Annotated in this window: 15 protein-coding genes; 6 read left to right on the plus strand and 9 right to left on the minus strand. The window is 56.3% G+C overall.

Features of this window, described 5'->3' with window-relative positions; translation table 11 throughout:
* Position 1: 1 nt before the first annotated feature.
* Genes QRN55_RS19750 through QRN55_RS19770 form a run of 5 tightly spaced genes read right to left on the minus strand, consistent with a single transcriptional unit; the run spans position 2 to position 5,389 of the window.
* Complete coding sequence (locus QRN55_RS19750) at positions 2-1,426, minus strand: M24 family metallopeptidase (protein WP_284778035.1); 1,425 nt, start codon at positions 1,424-1,426, stop codon at positions 2-4.
* A 24-nt stretch (positions 1,427-1,450) separates the two neighbouring features.
* Entirely contained in the window at positions 1,451-2,278 is an 828-nt protein-coding gene (locus QRN55_RS19755; protein ID WP_284778036.1) for an ABC transporter permease, read from the minus strand.
* Positions 2,271-3,098: an ABC transporter permease gene (locus tag QRN55_RS19760; RefSeq protein WP_284778037.1), complete on the minus strand. Its 828-nt coding sequence runs from the start codon at positions 3,096-3,098 to the stop codon at positions 2,271-2,273. Before QRN55_RS19760 ends, QRN55_RS19755 begins: the two co-directional genes overlap by 8 nt.
* Positions 3,099-3,107: 9 nt before the next feature.
* On the minus strand, positions 3,108-4,148 hold the full coding sequence (locus QRN55_RS19765) for an extracellular solute-binding protein (protein WP_284778096.1): 1,041 nt from the start codon (positions 4,146-4,148) through the stop codon (positions 3,108-3,110).
* Between the two features lie 23 nt (positions 4,149-4,171).
* Complete coding sequence (locus tag QRN55_RS19770) at positions 4,172-5,389, minus strand: ABC transporter ATP-binding protein (RefSeq protein WP_284778038.1); 1,218 nt, start codon at positions 5,387-5,389, stop codon at positions 4,172-4,174.
* Positions 5,390-5,917: 528 nt separating this feature from the next.
* Here QRN55_RS19770 and QRN55_RS19775 point away from each other — a divergent pair.
* The 4 genes from QRN55_RS19775 (at position 5,918) to QRN55_RS19790 (ending at position 9,825) form a co-directional block, all read left to right on the plus strand.
* The gene (locus QRN55_RS19775; RefSeq protein WP_284778039.1) at positions 5,918-6,850 is read left to right on the plus strand and encodes an ABC transporter substrate-binding protein; all 933 of its coding nucleotides are present in this window, start codon (positions 5,918-5,920) and stop codon (positions 6,848-6,850) included.
* 3 nt (positions 6,851-6,853) lie between these two features.
* Positions 6,854-7,720 (plus strand): amino acid ABC transporter permease, encoded by an 867-nt coding sequence (locus tag QRN55_RS19780; protein WP_284778040.1) that lies wholly within the window; start codon positions 6,854-6,856, stop codon positions 7,718-7,720.
* Between the two features lie 77 nt (positions 7,721-7,797).
* Entirely contained in the window at positions 7,798-8,928 is a 1,131-nt protein-coding gene (locus tag QRN55_RS19785; RefSeq protein ID WP_284778041.1) for a sugar phosphate isomerase/epimerase family protein, read from the plus strand.
* Positions 8,929-9,072: 144 nt separating this feature from the next.
* Positions 9,073-9,825, plus strand: coding sequence for a GntR family transcriptional regulator (locus QRN55_RS19790; protein ID WP_284778042.1), 753 nt, complete (start codon positions 9,073-9,075; stop codon positions 9,823-9,825).
* Positions 9,826-9,914: 89 nt separating this feature from the next.
* On the opposite strand, the gene QRN55_RS19795 is transcribed toward QRN55_RS19790, so the two are convergent.
* Both QRN55_RS19795 and QRN55_RS19800 read right to left on the minus strand, forming a co-directional pair.
* Positions 9,915-10,886 (minus strand): DUF808 domain-containing protein, encoded by a 972-nt coding sequence (locus tag QRN55_RS19795; RefSeq protein WP_284778043.1) that lies wholly within the window; start codon positions 10,884-10,886, stop codon positions 9,915-9,917.
* A 51-nt stretch (positions 10,887-10,937) separates the two neighbouring features.
* The gene (locus tag QRN55_RS19800; protein ID WP_284778044.1) at positions 10,938-11,810 is read right to left on the minus strand and encodes a lipid kinase; all 873 of its coding nucleotides are present in this window, start codon (positions 11,808-11,810) and stop codon (positions 10,938-10,940) included.
* A 338-nt stretch (positions 11,811-12,148) separates the two neighbouring features.
* On the opposite strand from QRN55_RS19800, the gene corA reads away from it, so the two are divergent.
* Positions 12,149-13,114, plus strand: coding sequence for a magnesium/cobalt transporter CorA (gene corA / locus QRN55_RS19805; protein ID WP_112500450.1), 966 nt, complete (start codon positions 12,149-12,151; stop codon positions 13,112-13,114).
* A gap of 544 nt (positions 13,115-13,658) precedes the next feature.
* On the opposite strand, the gene QRN55_RS19810 is transcribed toward corA, so the two are convergent.
* Positions 13,659-14,174 carry a flavin reductase family protein gene (locus tag QRN55_RS19810; protein WP_502871356.1) on the minus strand — a complete coding sequence of 172 codons (516 nt, stop codon included), beginning with the start codon at positions 14,172-14,174 and terminating at the stop codon, positions 13,659-13,661.
* A gap of 58 nt (positions 14,175-14,232) precedes the next feature.
* A complete protein-coding gene (locus tag QRN55_RS19815) occupies positions 14,233-15,618 on the minus strand; it encodes an LLM class flavin-dependent oxidoreductase (protein WP_284778047.1) in 1,386 nt (461 codons plus the stop codon).
* Between the two features lie 241 nt (positions 15,619-15,859).
* Here QRN55_RS19815 and QRN55_RS19820 point away from each other — a divergent pair, with 241 nt between their 5' ends.
* Positions 15,860-16,798: a helix-turn-helix domain-containing protein gene (locus tag QRN55_RS19820; RefSeq protein ID WP_284778048.1), complete on the plus strand. Its 939-nt coding sequence runs from the start codon at positions 15,860-15,862 to the stop codon at positions 16,796-16,798.
* The last annotated feature ends 104 nt before the right edge of the window (positions 16,799-16,902 follow it).

Genomic DNA, 16,902 nt, shown 5'->3' on the forward strand with positions numbered 1-16,902 from the left:
ATCAGGCCTCGGCAGCGATGCGGTGGGTTTCAAGCGGGGTGTGGCAGGAAAGGTTTTCGAACCCATCCTTGGTGACGACATACATGTCGCCAACATTACAGCCTGCCGACAGCGGCTCAAGCCATTGCGTGTGCAGCACGAACACCATGCCCTCTTCCATCCGGTCGTAATTGTGGGATGAGATATTGAAACTGTTCTGGCCGCCCGCCATGCCGACCGAGTGACCCAGATTGGGGTTATGCGGGCCATGGGTTGCCGGGTAAACATGCATGAGAGTGCGGCCCTGCGCTTCCCAGTCGATATTCTTCACATATTGGCGCGGGATCAGCCGCGCACTGCCATCATCCATCGGTGCCCAATTGTAAGGCATGGTGCGCGCTTCCGGTGAGGAAAGCATGCCGCGCTCGATCATCGGCTCGAAGGCCGCGTTGTTAACGTCACGCATCAGAGCACCGGGCCGGATCAGTTTTTCGGCACGTTTGACGCCCTCGGTGCAGGCCGCCAGCACCTCTTCCTGCCTCTTGGTGATATCGCCAACCGCGATCATGCGCGCCGTCTGGGCGGTATAGCCGCGATAGGTGATGTTGGAGACATAGAGATTGATGAGATCGCCCGGGCGCACGACATGGCCATAGGGCTTGCCGCAATGGGTGCCGAATTCGTTGATGCCGATCTGATAGCCATCACCGGTCTCGCCGCCAAAGGAGAGTTGGGCCTGCGTGAAGGCGGCATAGATTTCATGATCGGTGACACCGGGCTTGGCGACGTGATAGGCCGCCTGCGTGGCGATGCTGACGAGTTGGGCAGCAGCCCGGAACATTTCGATTTCGCGCGGCGAGCGCACTTTCTGCATCCGGTCGAGAATAGCATTGTCTGCGACGAACTTGGCCTTCGGCATGAGTTCATCGAGTGCCGCCCAGAAAGTGAGAGACGTGCGATCACCGATGCGGCCGATCTGCGCCTTCGACAAGCCCATTCCAGCCAGCAATTCGGCACATTTTTCAGCCGTCTTGATCACGCTGTCACCGGGACGGTCCGCATATTCGCGGCCGATAGGGCCGATCTGCCAGATGTCTTCCACCAGCACCGGCTCACCGCCCGGCGGCAGAAGCACGGACTGGGTGAAGAAGGACAGGAGCACCATTGGTTTGTCCGCATCCGTCGGGATGATCAGCACGCCCTCGCGCATCCAGTCGCAGATGTAGCGCAGATAATGGTTGGACGTGTGGAACCAGCCGACGCCGCCGGTGTGGACGATCAGCGCGTCATGCCCAGCCTCGACGGCCTGGCGGCGAATGCGGCGTAGGCGGTCCTCGAACTCTTCAACGGGCAAAGGCAGCGGCGCAACAAAGTCGAAATCGGGCTCGAAATCGGCAAGCAGCGACCCGACGCGATAGTTGCCTGCCTTATGGGCGTGTATGTTCATTAGGTATTCCTTCCAGAAGTATTTTTATTGGTCAGGTTGCCGGGAGGGTGCCAGCACGCGCCTCGCCACCAGCATCACGATGAGGGTCAGTCCGATCAAGATTCCCGACATCGCCGCGACGCGGACATCGAGCGATTCTTCGATCAGTGCGAACATGCGAAGCGGCAGCACGGTTGTTTGCGCATCGGCGAGAAACAGCGAGACGGAGACGTTGTCGAGCGACTGGATGAAGACGAGAAAGGCACCGGCCAGAATGCCGGGTGCCAGCAGCGGCAGGATCACGCGCCGCAGCGTCGTGTACCACGTCGCGCCCATGACGGTGGAGGCTTCCGCAAGTGAGGGGTTGATGCCCTGCGCGACGACGGATGCAGCGCGGTACATCAGCGGACCGAACACGACGACATGGCCAATGACGGTCAGCCACAGCGATGGCTGGAAGCCGACAAAATTCGCCACGATCAGCGCTGCCAGACCATAAACGAGGCTTGGCAGAACGAGCGGTGCAAGCAGAAACGGCTCCAGCGCATTGACCGCGCGGCGTCGCATCCGCGCCATGCCGATGGTGGCAGGCACGGCAAACAGCAACGATCCGAGCACCGCAAGGCCCGCGATTTTTAGCGAATTGCCGGCTGCGATATGTTCTGTCCCTGAACGCACAGGATCGATCAGCGCCTCATACCACCGCAGGGAGAACCCCTCCGGAGGATATTTAAGCGTCTGGCCAGAGGTGAACGACATGGTGATTGCTATTACAATCGGTGCCACGAGATAGATCAGGCTGAGGCTGCCGAAACCGAAGACGAATGCCTTGTAGAGGAAAGTCGGGATCGGGTTTTCGCGATGATTATGCATGGCCAACGAGCCTCCTGTGACGGGAAATCATGGTCATGGCGACGAGAAGGATGCCTGTCGATAGAAGCAGAACGACCGCGATCGCCGAGGCCATGGACCAGTCAAACAGTGTGCCGACCTCGCGGTAGATCAGCTGCGGCACATAGACGTTGCGGGCACCGCCGATGACGGCCTGTGTGACGAAAGACGCGCTGGTGCTTGCGAACACGAGAATCCAGCCCGCCAGCAGACCGGGCAACATCATCGGCAAGAGAACCGTGACCAGGATACGCCATGGCCCCGCGCCAGACACCTGCGCGGCCTCGGTGAACTGCACTGGCGTTCGCGACAGGATGGCGATCAGCGGCAGGATGATCAGAGGCAAGTCGATCTGACACATCGCCATGACCAGACCCAATTCGGTGGAGAGCAGTGTAAATGGACGCTCCGCAAACCCAAGCGCAACGAAGGCCTCGCTGATCGGCCCCTGTCGCCCAAGAATAACGATCCAGGCGAAGGTTCGCACCACATTGCTGGTCAACATGGGAACAAGCGTCAGGAAGATGATGATCTGCCGCGCAGTCTTGCCACTGTGCCAATAGAGCAGCGCAATGGGAATGCCGAGCAAAGTGGTGCTGGCGATGGTCTGTAGACCGAGCTTGGCAGTGTTGACCAGCACCCGGTAATTGAACGCATCGCCAAGAAAGCGTGCGTAATTGTGTAGCGACACGCCGTCAGGGCCGATGAAGCTGAACCCGACGAGAACGGCGAGCGGCGTCGCAAAGAACGCCACCGACAGCAAAAGCATCGGGATAACGTATGGGAAACCGCTCGCTTTCATGTGCTACCCTCAACCGGCGACGAGAGCGTCGAACTGGCGGATCCATTCCGCACGGTTCTTGTTGATTGCAGCCCAGTCCGGATAGACAAGCGATGCAAGCTGTTCGCGCTTCACATAGGCCTCAATGCTAGGCGTCAGTTCGACTTGCTTGTTCGTCGGGAACATCTCGGTCGGTGGCATCTTCAGCTTGTCCTGCGCTGCCTTGGAGATGGCAGCGTCCATATAGGCATAGGCCGCATCCGGGTTCTTCGCGCCCCTGGTCAGGTGGATATTCACTGGCGCTGCGGGAGAGCCGGTTTCCGGCTGGACGAACTCGGCCTTCAAGCCCATGGACTTGAGACGCGCGACATTGCCGGTCGAGCACATGAAGACGGCGATTTCGCCCTGCTGGAACAGCGTCATCTGGTTATTGGTGCTGGCGACGACGCCCTTGATGTGCTCCGGATTGTCCTTGAACAGCTTGAACACGGCATCCATGTCATCAGGACCCTTGCCGAATATCTTGGCGATTTCGGTATAGGCCATGACGCCCGTGTTGGAGGCGAAACCGGTCCAGGAGACAAGACCCTTGTAGACGGGGTTTTCGAACAGGTCTCGGTAGCCCTTGGGTGCTGGCACCAGATCCGGATTATAGGCGATGCCATTGACTTCGACCGTGACGGTCGGGCCGTATTCGCCCTGAAATGCCGGGTCGAGCATGCTCCAGTTCTTGAGCTTGGACGGATCGATCTTCTGGATCAGGTCATTCTCGATAGCGACGGCCATCTGGCCGGGCGACATCAGCAATGTGTCGTAAGGCGGATTGCCGGGGCTGGCCATAACCTTGGCAAGCTGGTCCTGCGCCATGGCTGGTGCGACCGTCAGATCGAAGCCTGCCTCCTTGACGAGTGGCGTCAGTACCGTGCGATAGCCGTCTTCCCAGTTCCCCGGAAAGGTCGCGGCAATTGCGGTGCCACCGGCAGCACGGGCTGCAAAGGGGGCGGTGACGGCGACAGCCGCACCAGCGGCAAGCAATCCGAAATGACGTCTTGTGATGTTGAAGTCCTGCATCTGTTCACCTCTATTGTTGTTGTTCATTCACTGGATGCTTCCGGTTCGCTCGGAAAGGCGTGACACCTGGTGGTGTCAATCTCGGCAAAGAGCTGTGCTCCCGGCTCGGGAATGAATGTGGTCGGTCCACGCACCTGCGAAGCACGCAGGCCTGTGCCGTCCTCAAGAAGAAGATCGTGGACGAGCGTCGGCCCAAGGGGCACGGACACGGTCAGCCGTGCTGGCAGTGCGAAGTCGCTTGGGCTCGTTGAAAGACGGACGTCTTCGGGGCGAAAGGTGATGGTGACCTTGGAGCCGACCGTAAAGTTCAGCCTACGCGGTAGAACGAGTGTCTTGCCGTTCGCAAGCGCAATCGTCGTGGCCTCCGCATCCAACCCTTGCACCGTGCCATGCAGCAGATTGGCCTGACCGATAAAGGTATTCACGAACAGCGTTTTTGGCCGGTCATAAACGGCCATCGGCGTGTCGATCTGCTCGACATTGCCCTTGTTCATCAGCACCAGACGTCCGGCAAGGCTCTGCGCCTCTTCCTGATCATGGGTCACGATCAGCGTCGTGATACCGAGTGTCTTCTGCAGATGCAGAAGCTCGACCTGCAAATCGAAGCGAAGCGCCCGGTCAAGAGCGCCGAACGGTTCGTCGAGCAGCAGAAGCGAAGGTCGCCCGGCAATGGCACGGGCAACTGCCACGCGCTGCTGCTGACCGCCGGACAGTTCTCGTGGCAACCGGTTTCCATAACCGTTCAACTGCACGAGCGAGAGCATTTCCTCGACACGCTCCTTGCGTTTCGCACGCGGCAGCTGCTGGCAGGCCAGCGGATAAGCAATGTTCTCAGCCACTGTCAGGTGCGGAAACAGCGCGTAATTCTGGAACACCATGCCGATACCACGGGAGCGGGCCGAAACATGGGCGAGATCCTGTCCACCGAGCTGGATCACGCCGCTCTTCGGCTGGATCAAACCGGCGATTGCCCGCAGCACCGTGGACTTGCCACAGCCGCTCGGCCCCAGCAGCGCTACGATCTCGCCAGCCGCAACCTCGAACGAGATATCGTTGATCGCATTCTGTCCACCATAGCTATGGGTCAGACCGCGAACGCTGAGCTGCTTGCCCTCTGCTGTCTTCGGGGCGTCTGCCATTGATATACCTTCAGGTTGCGCCTTGCCGTCAAAGCGCTCTGCGCCCAATGGCACTAGGCGAAGATGGGATCGGTCGGCGATGTGAGCTTCGGTGCTGGTCATGCCAAGGGATTTGCAAACCGTATGCCAGTTTGCAAAAATCAAATCCCACTCATTTTCAATGATTTGATAAATAACATTTATTTTTGTTTTTTATATTTCCGAACATCTATAATAATATTATATTGGATTTACTTTCGAATTTAAAAAATGGGCAATGTGCGTCGGTGTCGCTTATTCATTAAGCAAGATTTCAGGACCAAAAACGAGAATTTGCCGAGGATTTACGGAAAACATCAATGTAGATCATGAAGGTCATCATTTAAAAAATTGACAAAATGCCTCGTAAAAGCAGTGACTTAGATAGCTGCATATTAATTCAGATCGTCGGCACCCATACGAGAGATCATTTTTTAATCAAAATATTTTCGCAAGTTCATACGAATATTTCTTCGGAAGCGTTGCAACCCGGAAACGCTCAAAATAATCCTTTAAAAACAGAATACTAAACATGCGCCCATCAAGCTGGCATGCCGATTGCATCGTGATTTCTGTGAATTCACGCTGATAAAAAATCAAAAAGGGGATCGCATGCGCAGCTTCAAGAAAAGTCTCAAAAACGGCCTGACCGGTATCGCGTTTTCGCTGCTGGCGACCTCGGTCCTTGCCGCAGAAGGTCCAGCCACCAAGATGGTGCCCGACGCAGATGTCGCAAAACTGCCGGGTATTGCATTCGACCAGAAACTGGCTGACCGCTTGCCAACTGCGATCAAAGACAAGAAAGTGCTGAAAGTGGCAACCGATTTGACGCCACCGATCAGCTTTCAGGCGGAAGACGGCAAGCTGATCGGGATCGACGCCGATATCGCCGCAGCACTCGGTGTCATTCTTGGCGTCGATGTTCAAATGACCAATGTCGGTGCAGGCGCGGCCATCGTGCCGGCGGTCCTCTCCAAGCGTTTCGACATGACCATTTCCGGTATCAATGACGATGTGGAACTGGAAAAGCAGGTCGATGTCATCGACTACATGTTCGACGCCACGACGATCATGACCATCAAGGGCAATCCGCTCGGCATCAAGAGCATGGAAGACCTCTGCGGCAAGAAAGTTGCCGTACCGGTCGGCACGTTTCAGGCACGCATGGTAGAAGCCGCATCGGCAAAATGCGCGACACCCATGAACGTCATGTCGATCCCGAAAATGCCGGACGTGTTGCAGGCCGTGCGCACCGGTCGCGCCGATGCAACCGTCAACGGCTATGCGACGAGCGTCTATACGACGGAAAACCAGACCGGCAAGGGCGTCGGCCTGCAAGCGCTGCCCGATGTGCGCCTTGCCGTCGGCTATCTCGGCATGCTGGTATCGAAGGACAATCCGGACCTGCGCGATACGGTCATCGCATCGCTTCAGCACATGATCGACAGCGGCGCCTACAAGGCGATCATGGAGAAATGGGGCCTTGGCCCGCTCGCAGTCAAAACCGTGAAGTTCAACGACGCCGCCAGCATGCCGGTGAATTGAGCCATGGCCCTATTCGCTCAACCCGTTAGCATGGCCATCGCCCCACCGCTCGGCAAGCCGATACGGTGGGGGCAGATCACATCCGGTACCAGCGCGATCCTCGCGCTGGCTCTCTTCATCCTCACCATCGCACGCAACCAGAATGTCCAATGGGGCGAAATCCCGCGTTACATGGTCGACCCTGTTATCCTCGACGGCGTCGTTCTGACCTTGCAGCTTACAGCCGGTGCCATGGTGTTCGGTATCGCTTTCGGCTGCATCGTCGCCGTCATGGCCGCGAGCCAGAATATCGTTTTGAAAGCGATGGCGGTCGCCTTCGTCTGGTGTTTTCGCGGCGTACCGCTGATCGTACAGATTTTCTTCTGGTTCAACATCGCGCTGTTTATTCCGCAAGTGGGCATCGGTGCCTATTCCATATCGATCAACGAACTCGTCACCCCTGCCCTTGCAGGCTTTCTGGCGCTGGGCCTGCACGAAGCCGCCAATATGAGCGAGATCATCCGCGGCGGCTTGAACGCTGTGGATCGTGGGCAGCGGGAGGCGGCCTCGTCACTGGGCTTGCGACCACTCCAGACCCTTCGAACCGTTGTTCTCCCACAGGCCGTCCGCCTCATCATCCCTCCGACCGGCAACCAGGCCATCGGCATGCTGAAGGCAAGCGCCATCGTTTCCGTCATCGGCATGCAGGACCTACTGACCCAGGCGCAGGCTATCTATGCGCGCAACTTCCTTGTCATCGAGCTGCTGTGCGTTGCCTCGCTCTGGTACCTCCTCATCACGTCAATCGCATCCATCGGCCAACATTTTCTGGAGAAGCGCCTCGCACCGAAACGCCGCGATGCGCAGAAAAATACCCAACGACGAAGCTGACACGCCACTGGTTCAACCATCAACAAACGGAAATGCCATTGCAGCAAATCCGATCAGGAAACATCAAGGAGCAGATCATGAGACTAGGCATTGACGGACAGAAACTGCCCGAAGCGAAAAAACGCGGACCACTCAAGAGTCTCGAACACGTCAAGGAACTCGGTCTAAGCGGCATTTTCTTCAGCACGATCCTCGACATGAGCGAGACGCTGGACAAGGGCGAACTGGCCGATATCAGGGCCAAAGCCGACGAACTCGGCCTTTACCTTGAAGCGGGCGTCGGCAAGATCAACCCCTATTGCAGCGCCGAGGCCCCGGAATTCCGCGCAATCGGCGGTGGCGATGTCATCCTGGGCTTTACCCGCATGATCGAAGCGAGTGCGGCCATCGGTTGCCGTGAACTCTGGGTGTCGCCGGGCAACTTCAAATCGGAATATCGCGGGCGGCTGGCCAATGACCGCTTCCGCACCGATGTGACATGGGATGAGCAGTTGCTGGGCATCGAAAAGGTGCTGCTGAAGCTCGCACCCGTTGCGCGCGCAAATGGCGTTCATCTCAATATGGAAACCCATGACGAGATCACCTCGTTTGAAATTTTGCGGCTGATCGAAAAGGTCGGTGAGGATTGCATGGGTGTCGTTTTCGATACGGCAAACGGCCTGCAACGCGCCGAGCATCCGGTCTTTGCCGCAAAACGCGTCGCGCCCTATGTGCGCCAGACCCACATCAAGGATGCCTATGTGGGCCATGCCACCGGAGGCCTCGATTTCCAAACCCGCCCCGTCGGTCGCGGCATTGTCGACTTTGCCACGATCATCCCCATTCTCGCCAATGCCAAGCCGGACTTGAACCTCTCCCTTGAGGTCGCGGCCTCCGTCGAGGACAAGCCGCGCAAGGCCAATCCCCGTCAGTGTATCGAGATAAACGACCCCATCTGGCGCTTAGGCCATCCCGACCTGACGGCTGAGGAACTGGACGCCTATCTCGGATTGGTGGATACGTTCGAGAAACGTGTGGCCGCTGGAGAAATTCCTGATTGGGAAGCCTATGAAGCCAGCCAATATGGCTACCCGACCTATGAGCATCAGTCCTATGGCTTCAACGAGGCTGTGACCTTTATCAAGGATTCGGCGCGCCATATCGAGGATATATGCTCGCAAAACGGCATTCCGTTTTCCACAACATCGGCGAAACAGCGCGCGGCCTGACACCCGATACGCAGTGCATTATCATATCTGTTGCCAGTATACTTTAAAACCTTGGGAACATCTCGACTTTTGTTCTCAAGCGCATATACGCAGGGATATTCTCATGAAAATAATCACATCGCTTGATTGCAGCTGGAGACGAAAATGAAGAGGACGACACGACGTCTAAGCGCCAAAACCGCTCCGAAGGCCAGCAGCCCGGTGGATCCGGTTGAAACCGCGAATGACGACGTGACCGAGCGCATCCGCAACACACTGGCCGCAGCCATTGGTGAGGGCGCGCTCAAGCCCGGCGTCAAAATTCTGGAAGATGCGATTGCCGATCATTTCGGTGTCAGCCGCACCGTGGTGCGCGGCGCGCTGGGCGTTCTGGAGAGTGACCACCTTTTGGAGCGCAAAAAGAACCGCGGCACTTTCGTGGCAGAGCCCGGCATCGAAGAAGCAAAAGCTCTGTTCGAGGCACGGCGCAAGCTTGAACACGCCATTCTCGAACTCGTCATGGACCGCGCGACCATTGATCAACTGGATGCGCTGGAAAAGCTGGCGGACGAAGAGGAACATATCCATCACCACGGCGACGAGAAGTCTAAGACGGTGCTCTCTGGCAAGTTCCATGTCGTTCTGGCAGAACTCGGCGGCAACGCTGTCATGACGGAGATGTTGTCCAAAATCGTCGCCCGCCTTTCGCTTGTCATGTCCCTCTATGAAGAAGAGCGAAAGGACGATTGCGGCGCCGACCACCACCGCCTGATAGTCACGGCCCTGAAAGCGAAGGATCTGGCGAAGGCGCAACAGTTGATGGATCATCACCTCGCCGACATCGAGGGCCGGGTTCGGCTGACCGAGGGACAGGGAGATCGGCATACGTTCTTGGCCGTGCTGGAGAACTTTTCCTGACTAACCGTCTTGATAGGTATCGAAACCGCGAACCGTCATCATCAGTGTTGTAGAGCTACCGGTGGAGTGTTGCTCTTAAAATCACTTCCTCAATTATATTTGCGACTGCGGATTTGTCTCCACATTGGCGCGATTACAGTGCCCATGACAGCCACGGCAACCGCACCGATGATGATGGCGAGCACGGCCTGCTGGGCAGATGTCGCAAGCCAGCCAACCAGCGATGGAGCAAAGGAACCGGCGGAAACGATGACCGCAGAAACATCGTGGATGAGGTGTTCTGGACCAGCGTAACCCAGCTGGGCAAACCCGTGCACCAAAATGCTGCCTCCGACCCACAGCATCGCCGCGGTGCCAACGGCTGCCAGCACCTTGAGGAAGATCGGCATGCCGTAGACGAGACCGCGACCGATGACCTGAAAGACCGACGAAGAGGTCTTGGCCATCGCGACGCCGACATCATCTGCCTTCACGATGAGCGCGACGAAACCGTAGACGGCAAGCGTGATCAGAATACCGACAGCCGCGAGCACGAAGCCCTGCATGTAGACACTGGACTGCGAAACATCCGCCAGCGTCAACGCCATGATTTCCGCTGAAAGAATGAAGTCGGTGCGAACGGCGCCGCTGACCTTCTGGTTTTCAAGAGCGACCGGATCGAGCTCTTCACCCAGAACCTGCTTTTCGTGACCATGCGCAGCATGCGGGAAGAAAACCGTATAGAGCTTTTCGGCCCCTTCGTAGCAGAGATAGACACCACCGACCATGAGCAGCGGCGTAATGACCCACGGCGCAAAATAGCCGAGAAGGAGCGCGGCGGGTAGAAGAAAAACCAGTTTATTCTTCAACGAACCCAGTGCAATGCGGGCGATGATTGGTAGTTCACGGGCGGGGCTGAGGCCCACCACATATCGCGGCGTGACGGCAGCGTCATCAATGACGACGCCTGCTGCTTTACCAGTGGCCTTGACCGTTTGCGCCGCAACGTCATCGAGTGACGCAGCAGCCAGCTTTGCGATCGCTGCGACATCATCGAGAAGCGCTATGAGACCTGTTGCCATGAAAAATGCAGCCTTTGTATTTTGAAATGAATGAATATGACTTCGCGTCTGTCACGGAACGAAGACGGAGATCGCCTTTTCCCTGATATGAAACTTCACCGGTGTGCTCGTCTTCAACTCACCATCGAGATTGACCGCGCGCGGCTTGCTGGTTCGAATGGTCAGATGCTTGGTCGAGAACGACCGGACATCGTTCCAGTCACCATGCGTACCCTTGCGCAAGCTCGGCAGAAGCGCCAACAACCGCCACCAATGGTCGACCTCGAGACTGTAGAAATCCAGCATGCCATCGGTCGCCGTGGCATCTGAATGCACGGTCATGCCACCACCATAAAAACGCCCATTACCAACAGCGACCTGCAAGGTTCGCAGTTCTTCGGTCTGACCGTCATGCTCAAGCGTTGCGGTGAACAATCGTGAACTGGCAAGCAAACGGGCAGCCACGATGCCGTAGCCAAGCTTGCCCCAACGCTTCTTGGCCTTTTCTGTCAGCGACATTGCCAGATCGGCGCTAAAGCCGACACTCGCCACATTGAAGAATGGATGTCCGTTCGCTTCGCCGAGGTCGATCTGGGTCGTCTTGCCTTTGGCGATGACATCCACAGCCTGGGCAAGATCGAGGGGTAGACCGATGGTGCGGGCAAAATCGTTCGCCGTTCCAAGTGGCAGAACACCCAATGGAAGCGATGCTTTTAAAAGTCCGCGTGCCGCTCCGTTCAGGCTGCCATCACCGCCGCCGACGATAATACGATCAACCAAGCCGATATGCTCTTCAATCGCATTGGACGTCGTACCCGCATAATTGGCAGGAAGCTCGGTGAAACGGATTCCAGCTCGCTCCAGCAACCGGCGCACTTCAGGCAGACTATCTTTTCCTCTGCGGGAGTTTGGGTTGACCAGCAGCAGGGCGGAGTTTGATGTCATGCTCTCAGTTTCTGCACATGGCGTGCATTTGCGAACGTTAGGATAGTCGCTGGTTGTTCAATTGGAAAAAACTGTCGCTTTTATATGTGCACTGCAGCATGCGTCTTCAATGGCGTGCTTGTGCAGCACACCAGGCATAACCACTTGAAAAAAAGGCATCCGATTGACGGGTTTCACGTCTCGAATTTTCGCGATTTCGGTTCTCAATCTGCCTTGGTTTGACGTAAAGAGAACGGGAATGAACCTCGCTCTGCTATCCAGCAACGTGGGCAACGGAAGCCTTATCGGCCTGACATTATCCGGCTTCAGGCCGTAAACCTGTTCTTGAAGGGAACGCGATGACAGTTGTCGCCTCATATGTGTACCGTGCGGGCAAACGGGCAGAGGACGTTCCTTTAAACGATCAGCCCTTTGAGACAGACGGCAAGGCATTCGCCTGGATTGGACTGACGGAACCTACCGCACAGGAGATGGCGAGCCTAAAGGCTATGTTCGGACTGCATCCACTGGCCGTCGAGGATGCCTTGAAGGGCGGTCAGGTCCCGAAAGTCGAGGTTTATGGTGACCGGCTTTTCGTTGTCGCAAAGACTGCACATCTCGAAGGTGACAAGATCGCCTATGGCGAGACCTATGTTTTCGTGGGTCCAAACCATGTGGTTACGGTCAGACACGGGTCTGCCCGTGGGCACAAGGAGTTGCGGGAGCAACTCGAACAGTCACCGCGGCTTCTGGAGCATGGCCCAGACTATGTTCTTCACGGTATTCTCGATTTCGTGGTCGATGGCTATTTGCCGATGGTCGAGAAGCTGGAAGACAGGGTTCTCGAAATGGAAAAGCATATGTTGATCTCCTTTCTCGAACGCGACCAGATCAGACGGCTTTTCCGGATGCGCCGGCAGGTTATCCTTTTTCAGCGCGTTCTGGGGCCGATGTCAGAAATGATTGGCAGGATGACCCATCTAGAGCTACCTTGCATCGACGACGATGCACGACCTTATTTTCGCGATGTCCACGACCACGTCAGACGGGTCGAGGGAATGGTTTCAGGCCTGCGCGACGTGGTGACATCCGTTTTCGAGGCCAGCAATCTTCTTGAAATGCAGCGTCAGGGCACGATCACCAGACAGTTGGCAGCATGGGCCGCGATCCTCGCCGTCCCCACCGCCATCGCCGGGATCTATGGGATGAACTTTCAACATATGCCGGAACTGGACACGCAGTATGGCTACTATGTCGTCCTGGCAGTCATCTTTTCCCTCTGCGGCATCTTGTATTACCAGTTCAGAAAATCTGGATGGCTGTGACGCTCTAATTTTCCAGACCAGGCATCTTCACTGGAGAGACGACGTACATGCAACCATGATCGTCGTCCTTCTAAATCAGATAGACCGACATGCAAAGACCCGTCGCGAGGAAACCAAAATGCGGTTGGACAAAAAATCCCCTGTGAGCCAATGCTCCGTCCAGCTTCGATTGCGGCTCCATAGAACTCTTCAAATTCGAGGCGTCCCGCGAGTGGGATGTCTCACTGCCCTCCGTCCCGCTCGAGGGCATAGATGTTCGCAATTCTATGCGCTGAAGAACCGGGAAGTGCGAGTGGCGCTCTCAGTCGAAGTGAGCGTACGGTGACGCCGAACCGCCGGGTTAGCGCATCGTCTATATCACGCTTGATGCCACGATGAATTGCTCGGAACCACTGACGATAGAGCAACCGTTTCAAGGGCAAGCTCGCTTCTGTAGGAGAGGCTTATATCGCCTTTGACCGTGTCTCTATCGACTGATGCTTGGCGAGGGCTTCCAAATGGCTTCGAAGAAAATCGGTGATGCTCTTAGTCTGCGCCGTCGTGCCTATGAGCGGGTCTCGGTAGGCGGCAGCGTGGTCATATTGCGATCGAAGTAGACCAGAGGGAGGCTGCCTCTGTTGCCAGTCGCGAAATGAACGTTGCAGACAAAAATAGTGTGCGTTCCCGATTGAAGCGTTTCATGAACCGAACAGCTGAAATGCGCACATGCCCCCTCAAGCAAGGGCTGCCCCAGTTCGTCGGACGTCCACTTTCCTAGCTCGAAGCGCTTCTCGGGTGGCAGTTTTCCGCCAAATGCCGCAGCGATGTCACCATGCTCAGTTGAAAGAATGTTCAGGCTAAGCCGACCGTTTTCGATAACGGCAGGGTGCGCCGAGGCATTGGTGTTCACACAAACCAGCAGCCTCGGCGGCTCCTGGCAAACTGAGCACGCCGCCGTGACGGTCAGGCCGGCACGCCCTGCGCAACCGTCCGTCGTTACGACCTGAACCGCAGCTGCCATCATAGACATCGCATCTTTGAAATTCTGCGTATCCGCGCCCGGTTGAGTGTTCACCAGCATTTTTGCCATCCATTAATCGGAAAGAATAGGGACCCGGACAAAGCCGGGTCCTTGCGAATTACTCGGCTGCTTCGAGTGCTGGTCCGCTGAAAGCTCCCCGAAATGAGGCTCCGGGATGGCTTTCTGGGAGAAGGGATCCACGACCGAACAACTTGTCGCGAAGCGTGCCTTCGGCATATTCGCTTTGTGCAAGTCCGCGCTGCTGGAGAACCGGCGTGACTTGGTCGATGAAGTCGACAAACGTCTCCGGGTGAAGTTGGCAGATCATGTTGATGCCATCAACGCCAGCATCCTGCCAACGCTCCAGTTCGTCCGCGATGGACTCTGGGGTTCCCACGATCCGGCAGTTGTAAGACAGGGCATTTGCCAGATCCTTGACTGTCGCCTTCTCGCCCTCCGGCTTGCCCATCTCGATCATTCGGGCGTAGCCCTGCAGGCCGTCCAGCCCGGATTCGTCGACGGGTTTGTCGGGGTCAAGGTTCGAGAGGTCAACGCCCATATCCCGGCTGACGTGCGCGGCAAGGCCTTCATAACTGACCCATTCGTCGATTTCCTTTGCCTTGCGTTCGGCTTCCTCCATCGTGCTGCCCACCACGAAGGACAGACCTTGAATGAATTTGATATCTTCGGGCCCGCGACCCGCCAGAGCCGCCACCTGCTTGGTGCCGGAGATACCGATCCGAGCACCGTTCACATTCGGATAAAGCACGAATGTGCCCTCGGCATGCTGTGCTGCAAACTGGCTTCCACGTTTTGAGGCGCCTGCCTGATACAACATCGGCGTGCGCTGCGGCGAGGGACTGACCAGATGTGGCCCCTGGACCTTGTAACGCTCGCCTTCATGGCTGATCCGATGAACTTTCGTGTGGTCGCTGAAAACGCCGCTTTCCCGATCGGCGATCAGTGCGCCCTCGTCCCAGGATCCCTCCCAAAGCTTGTAGAGCACGTCCATATATTCGTCAGCCCAGTCATAACGCTGATCGTGCGGAACGATCTTGTCATGGCCGAAATTGCGCGCCGCGTTGTCGGTAACGCTCGTGACAATGTTCCAGCCGATACGCCCGCCGCTGATATGATCCAGTGTCGACGCCTTCTTTGCAAAAGCGAACGGATGTTCAGACAAAAGTGAGCTGGTGAAAACAAGCCCCAAATCCTTCGTCACGCCCGCCAGAGCGGCGCACAGCGTGAACGTATCGTTGCAAGGCATATGAAGCCCCTGCTGGAAATAGGCGTCCCACTTGCCGTCATAAGCCGGATCGATACCAAGGATGTCGGCGAAGAAGATTGCGTCGAATTTACCTTGTTCAAGTTTCTTCACCAGATTGGCCCATGTCGTGAAATCATTGAAATTGGCGAGTTCGTTTCTCGGATGCCGCCACGTTCCGTGGTAGATGTGCGATGGCACATTCATGGTAAAGCAATTGAAAATCAGACGCTTGCGCATAGCTGCTCCTGTTTGTTGTTTGTTCCCGGAAACAAGCTTATGCCGCAGCGCAATATGCGTCTTGGCTCACAGTGAACAGTTTTTGTGCTCACCGTGACAATGCCTACAAAGTCATCTTTTTCATGATAACCGCCTCGCGCGCAGAACGCCCGCGGCCATATGAGTTGTGAAGCGGATAATCAAAGTCTGGCATGTTTATTGCTTTGCCATCTCGACAATGTCGCTGATGGAGGCACTGGAAATGACGGTTTGGAACGCAGCCGAATTGCCGCAGAAGGACCGTTTTCCGTTCTGGAAAGAAGTGCTCTGTCAGGAATACGTAGCTTTGAACTCGACTACCGAAGGCGATGCGCCGTTTTTCGGGCACGTTCGTGCCAATCTGTTAAACTCTGTCAACGTCACGACAATTTCGTCGAGCAGACAAAAAATTCATCGCCGCCGACAGGAAATCAGCCGGATGCCCGAGCAAGTGTACTTCCTCAATCTACAGGTGGAAGGCCACTGCCGGATGATGCAGAACGGACGAGAAGCACTCTTGCAGCGCGGCGATTTTTCAATTGTCGATTCAACCGAACCTTATCTCAACGATTACTGCAGCGACATTTGGACACAACATTCGTTCCGCATTCCCAAAGCAATTCTGGAGCCTCTTCTGAAGCAACCCGACAGACAGATGGCCACAAAAATAAGCAGCAGTGATCCGATTGCGTCCCTTACCGCGGACTATCTTTCATCAATTGCTCTGAATGCACAGCATCTTCACGTTGCAACGTCATCATCCATCACCAACCATCTGGTGGAGCTGGTCGCGATTGCTGTCGGCCTATCCAATCGCGAGGTAGACCACGCCCGCACAACATTACGCAATCAACTCGCTTTTTCGCTGATCAACTACATCGGTTCACATGCGGGAGACCCAGCGCTGACACCTGCCAAAGCAGCCGAACACTTTCGCATTTCGGTTCGCTACGTTCACCGCCTATTGGAAGACAGCGGTGAGACATTCAGCAAACTCCTGCTTCGGCAACGCTTGCAAAAATGCGCAGACGATCTGCGTGCCAAAGGCAATACTTCTATCGGAGAGATCGCCTTCCGATGGGGTTTCAATGACCTTTCACATTTCAGCCGGTCATTCCGAAACCAGTTTGGCGTCGCGCCACGCGAATATCGAGCGCAGTAGTACGGAGAAACGGAGCGTTTGCGTGCATGGAATTTCGCGACTGGGTGGACAGCGACGGCTGCACCAAGGCAGCCAGACCTAACTATGCCTTGATGGGAATCGAA

Source organism: Agrobacterium sp. lyk4-40-TYG-31 (genome assembly GCF_030209855.1).
Classification (GTDB): domain Bacteria; phylum Pseudomonadota; class Alphaproteobacteria; order Rhizobiales; family Rhizobiaceae; genus Agrobacterium; species Agrobacterium vaccinii.

Bases quoted from the DNA above. Each gene is read 5' to 3' on its own strand.
- QRN55_RS19815 (WP_284778047.1), bottom strand. From the start codon at position 15,618: ATGCGCAAGCGTCTGATTTTCAATTGCTTTACCATGAATGTGCCATCG.
- QRN55_RS19810 (WP_502871356.1), bottom strand. From the start codon at position 14,174: ATGCTGGTGAACACTCAACCGGGCGCGGATACGCAGAATTTCAAAGAT.
- corA (WP_112500450.1), top strand. From the start codon at position 12,149: ATGACAGTTGTCGCCTCATATGTGTACCGTGCGGGCAAACGGGCAGAG.
- QRN55_RS19755 (WP_284778036.1), bottom strand. From the start codon at position 2,278: ATGCATAATCATCGCGAAAACCCGATCCCGACTTTCCTCTACAAGGCA.
- QRN55_RS19775 (WP_284778039.1), top strand. From the start codon at position 5,918: ATGCGCAGCTTCAAGAAAAGTCTCAAAAACGGCCTGACCGGTATCGCG.
- QRN55_RS19770 (WP_284778038.1), bottom strand. From the start codon at position 5,389: ATGACCAGCACCGAAGCTCACATCGCCGACCGATCCCATCTTCGCCTA.
- QRN55_RS19795 (WP_284778043.1), bottom strand. From the start codon at position 10,886: ATGGCAACAGGTCTCATAGCGCTTCTCGATGATGTCGCAGCGATCGCA.
- QRN55_RS19800 (WP_284778044.1), bottom strand. From the start codon at position 11,810: ATGACATCAAACTCCGCCCTGCTGCTGGTCAACCCAAACTCCCGCAGA.
- QRN55_RS19750 (WP_284778035.1), bottom strand. From the start codon at position 1,426: ATGAACATACACGCCCATAAGGCAGGCAACTATCGCGTCGGGTCGCTG.
- QRN55_RS19790 (WP_284778042.1), top strand. From the start codon at position 9,073: ATGAAGAGGACGACACGACGTCTAAGCGCCAAAACCGCTCCGAAGGCC.
- QRN55_RS19785 (WP_284778041.1), top strand. From the start codon at position 7,798: ATGAGACTAGGCATTGACGGACAGAAACTGCCCGAAGCGAAAAAACGC.
- QRN55_RS19765 (WP_284778096.1), bottom strand. From the start codon at position 4,148: ATGCAGGACTTCAACATCACAAGACGTCATTTCGGATTGCTTGCCGCT.
- QRN55_RS19780 (WP_284778040.1), top strand. From the start codon at position 6,854: ATGGCCCTATTCGCTCAACCCGTTAGCATGGCCATCGCCCCACCGCTC.
- QRN55_RS19760 (WP_284778037.1), bottom strand. From the start codon at position 3,098: ATGAAAGCGAGCGGTTTCCCATACGTTATCCCGATGCTTTTGCTGTCG.
- QRN55_RS19820 (WP_284778048.1), top strand. From the start codon at position 15,860: ATGACGGTTTGGAACGCAGCCGAATTGCCGCAGAAGGACCGTTTTCCG.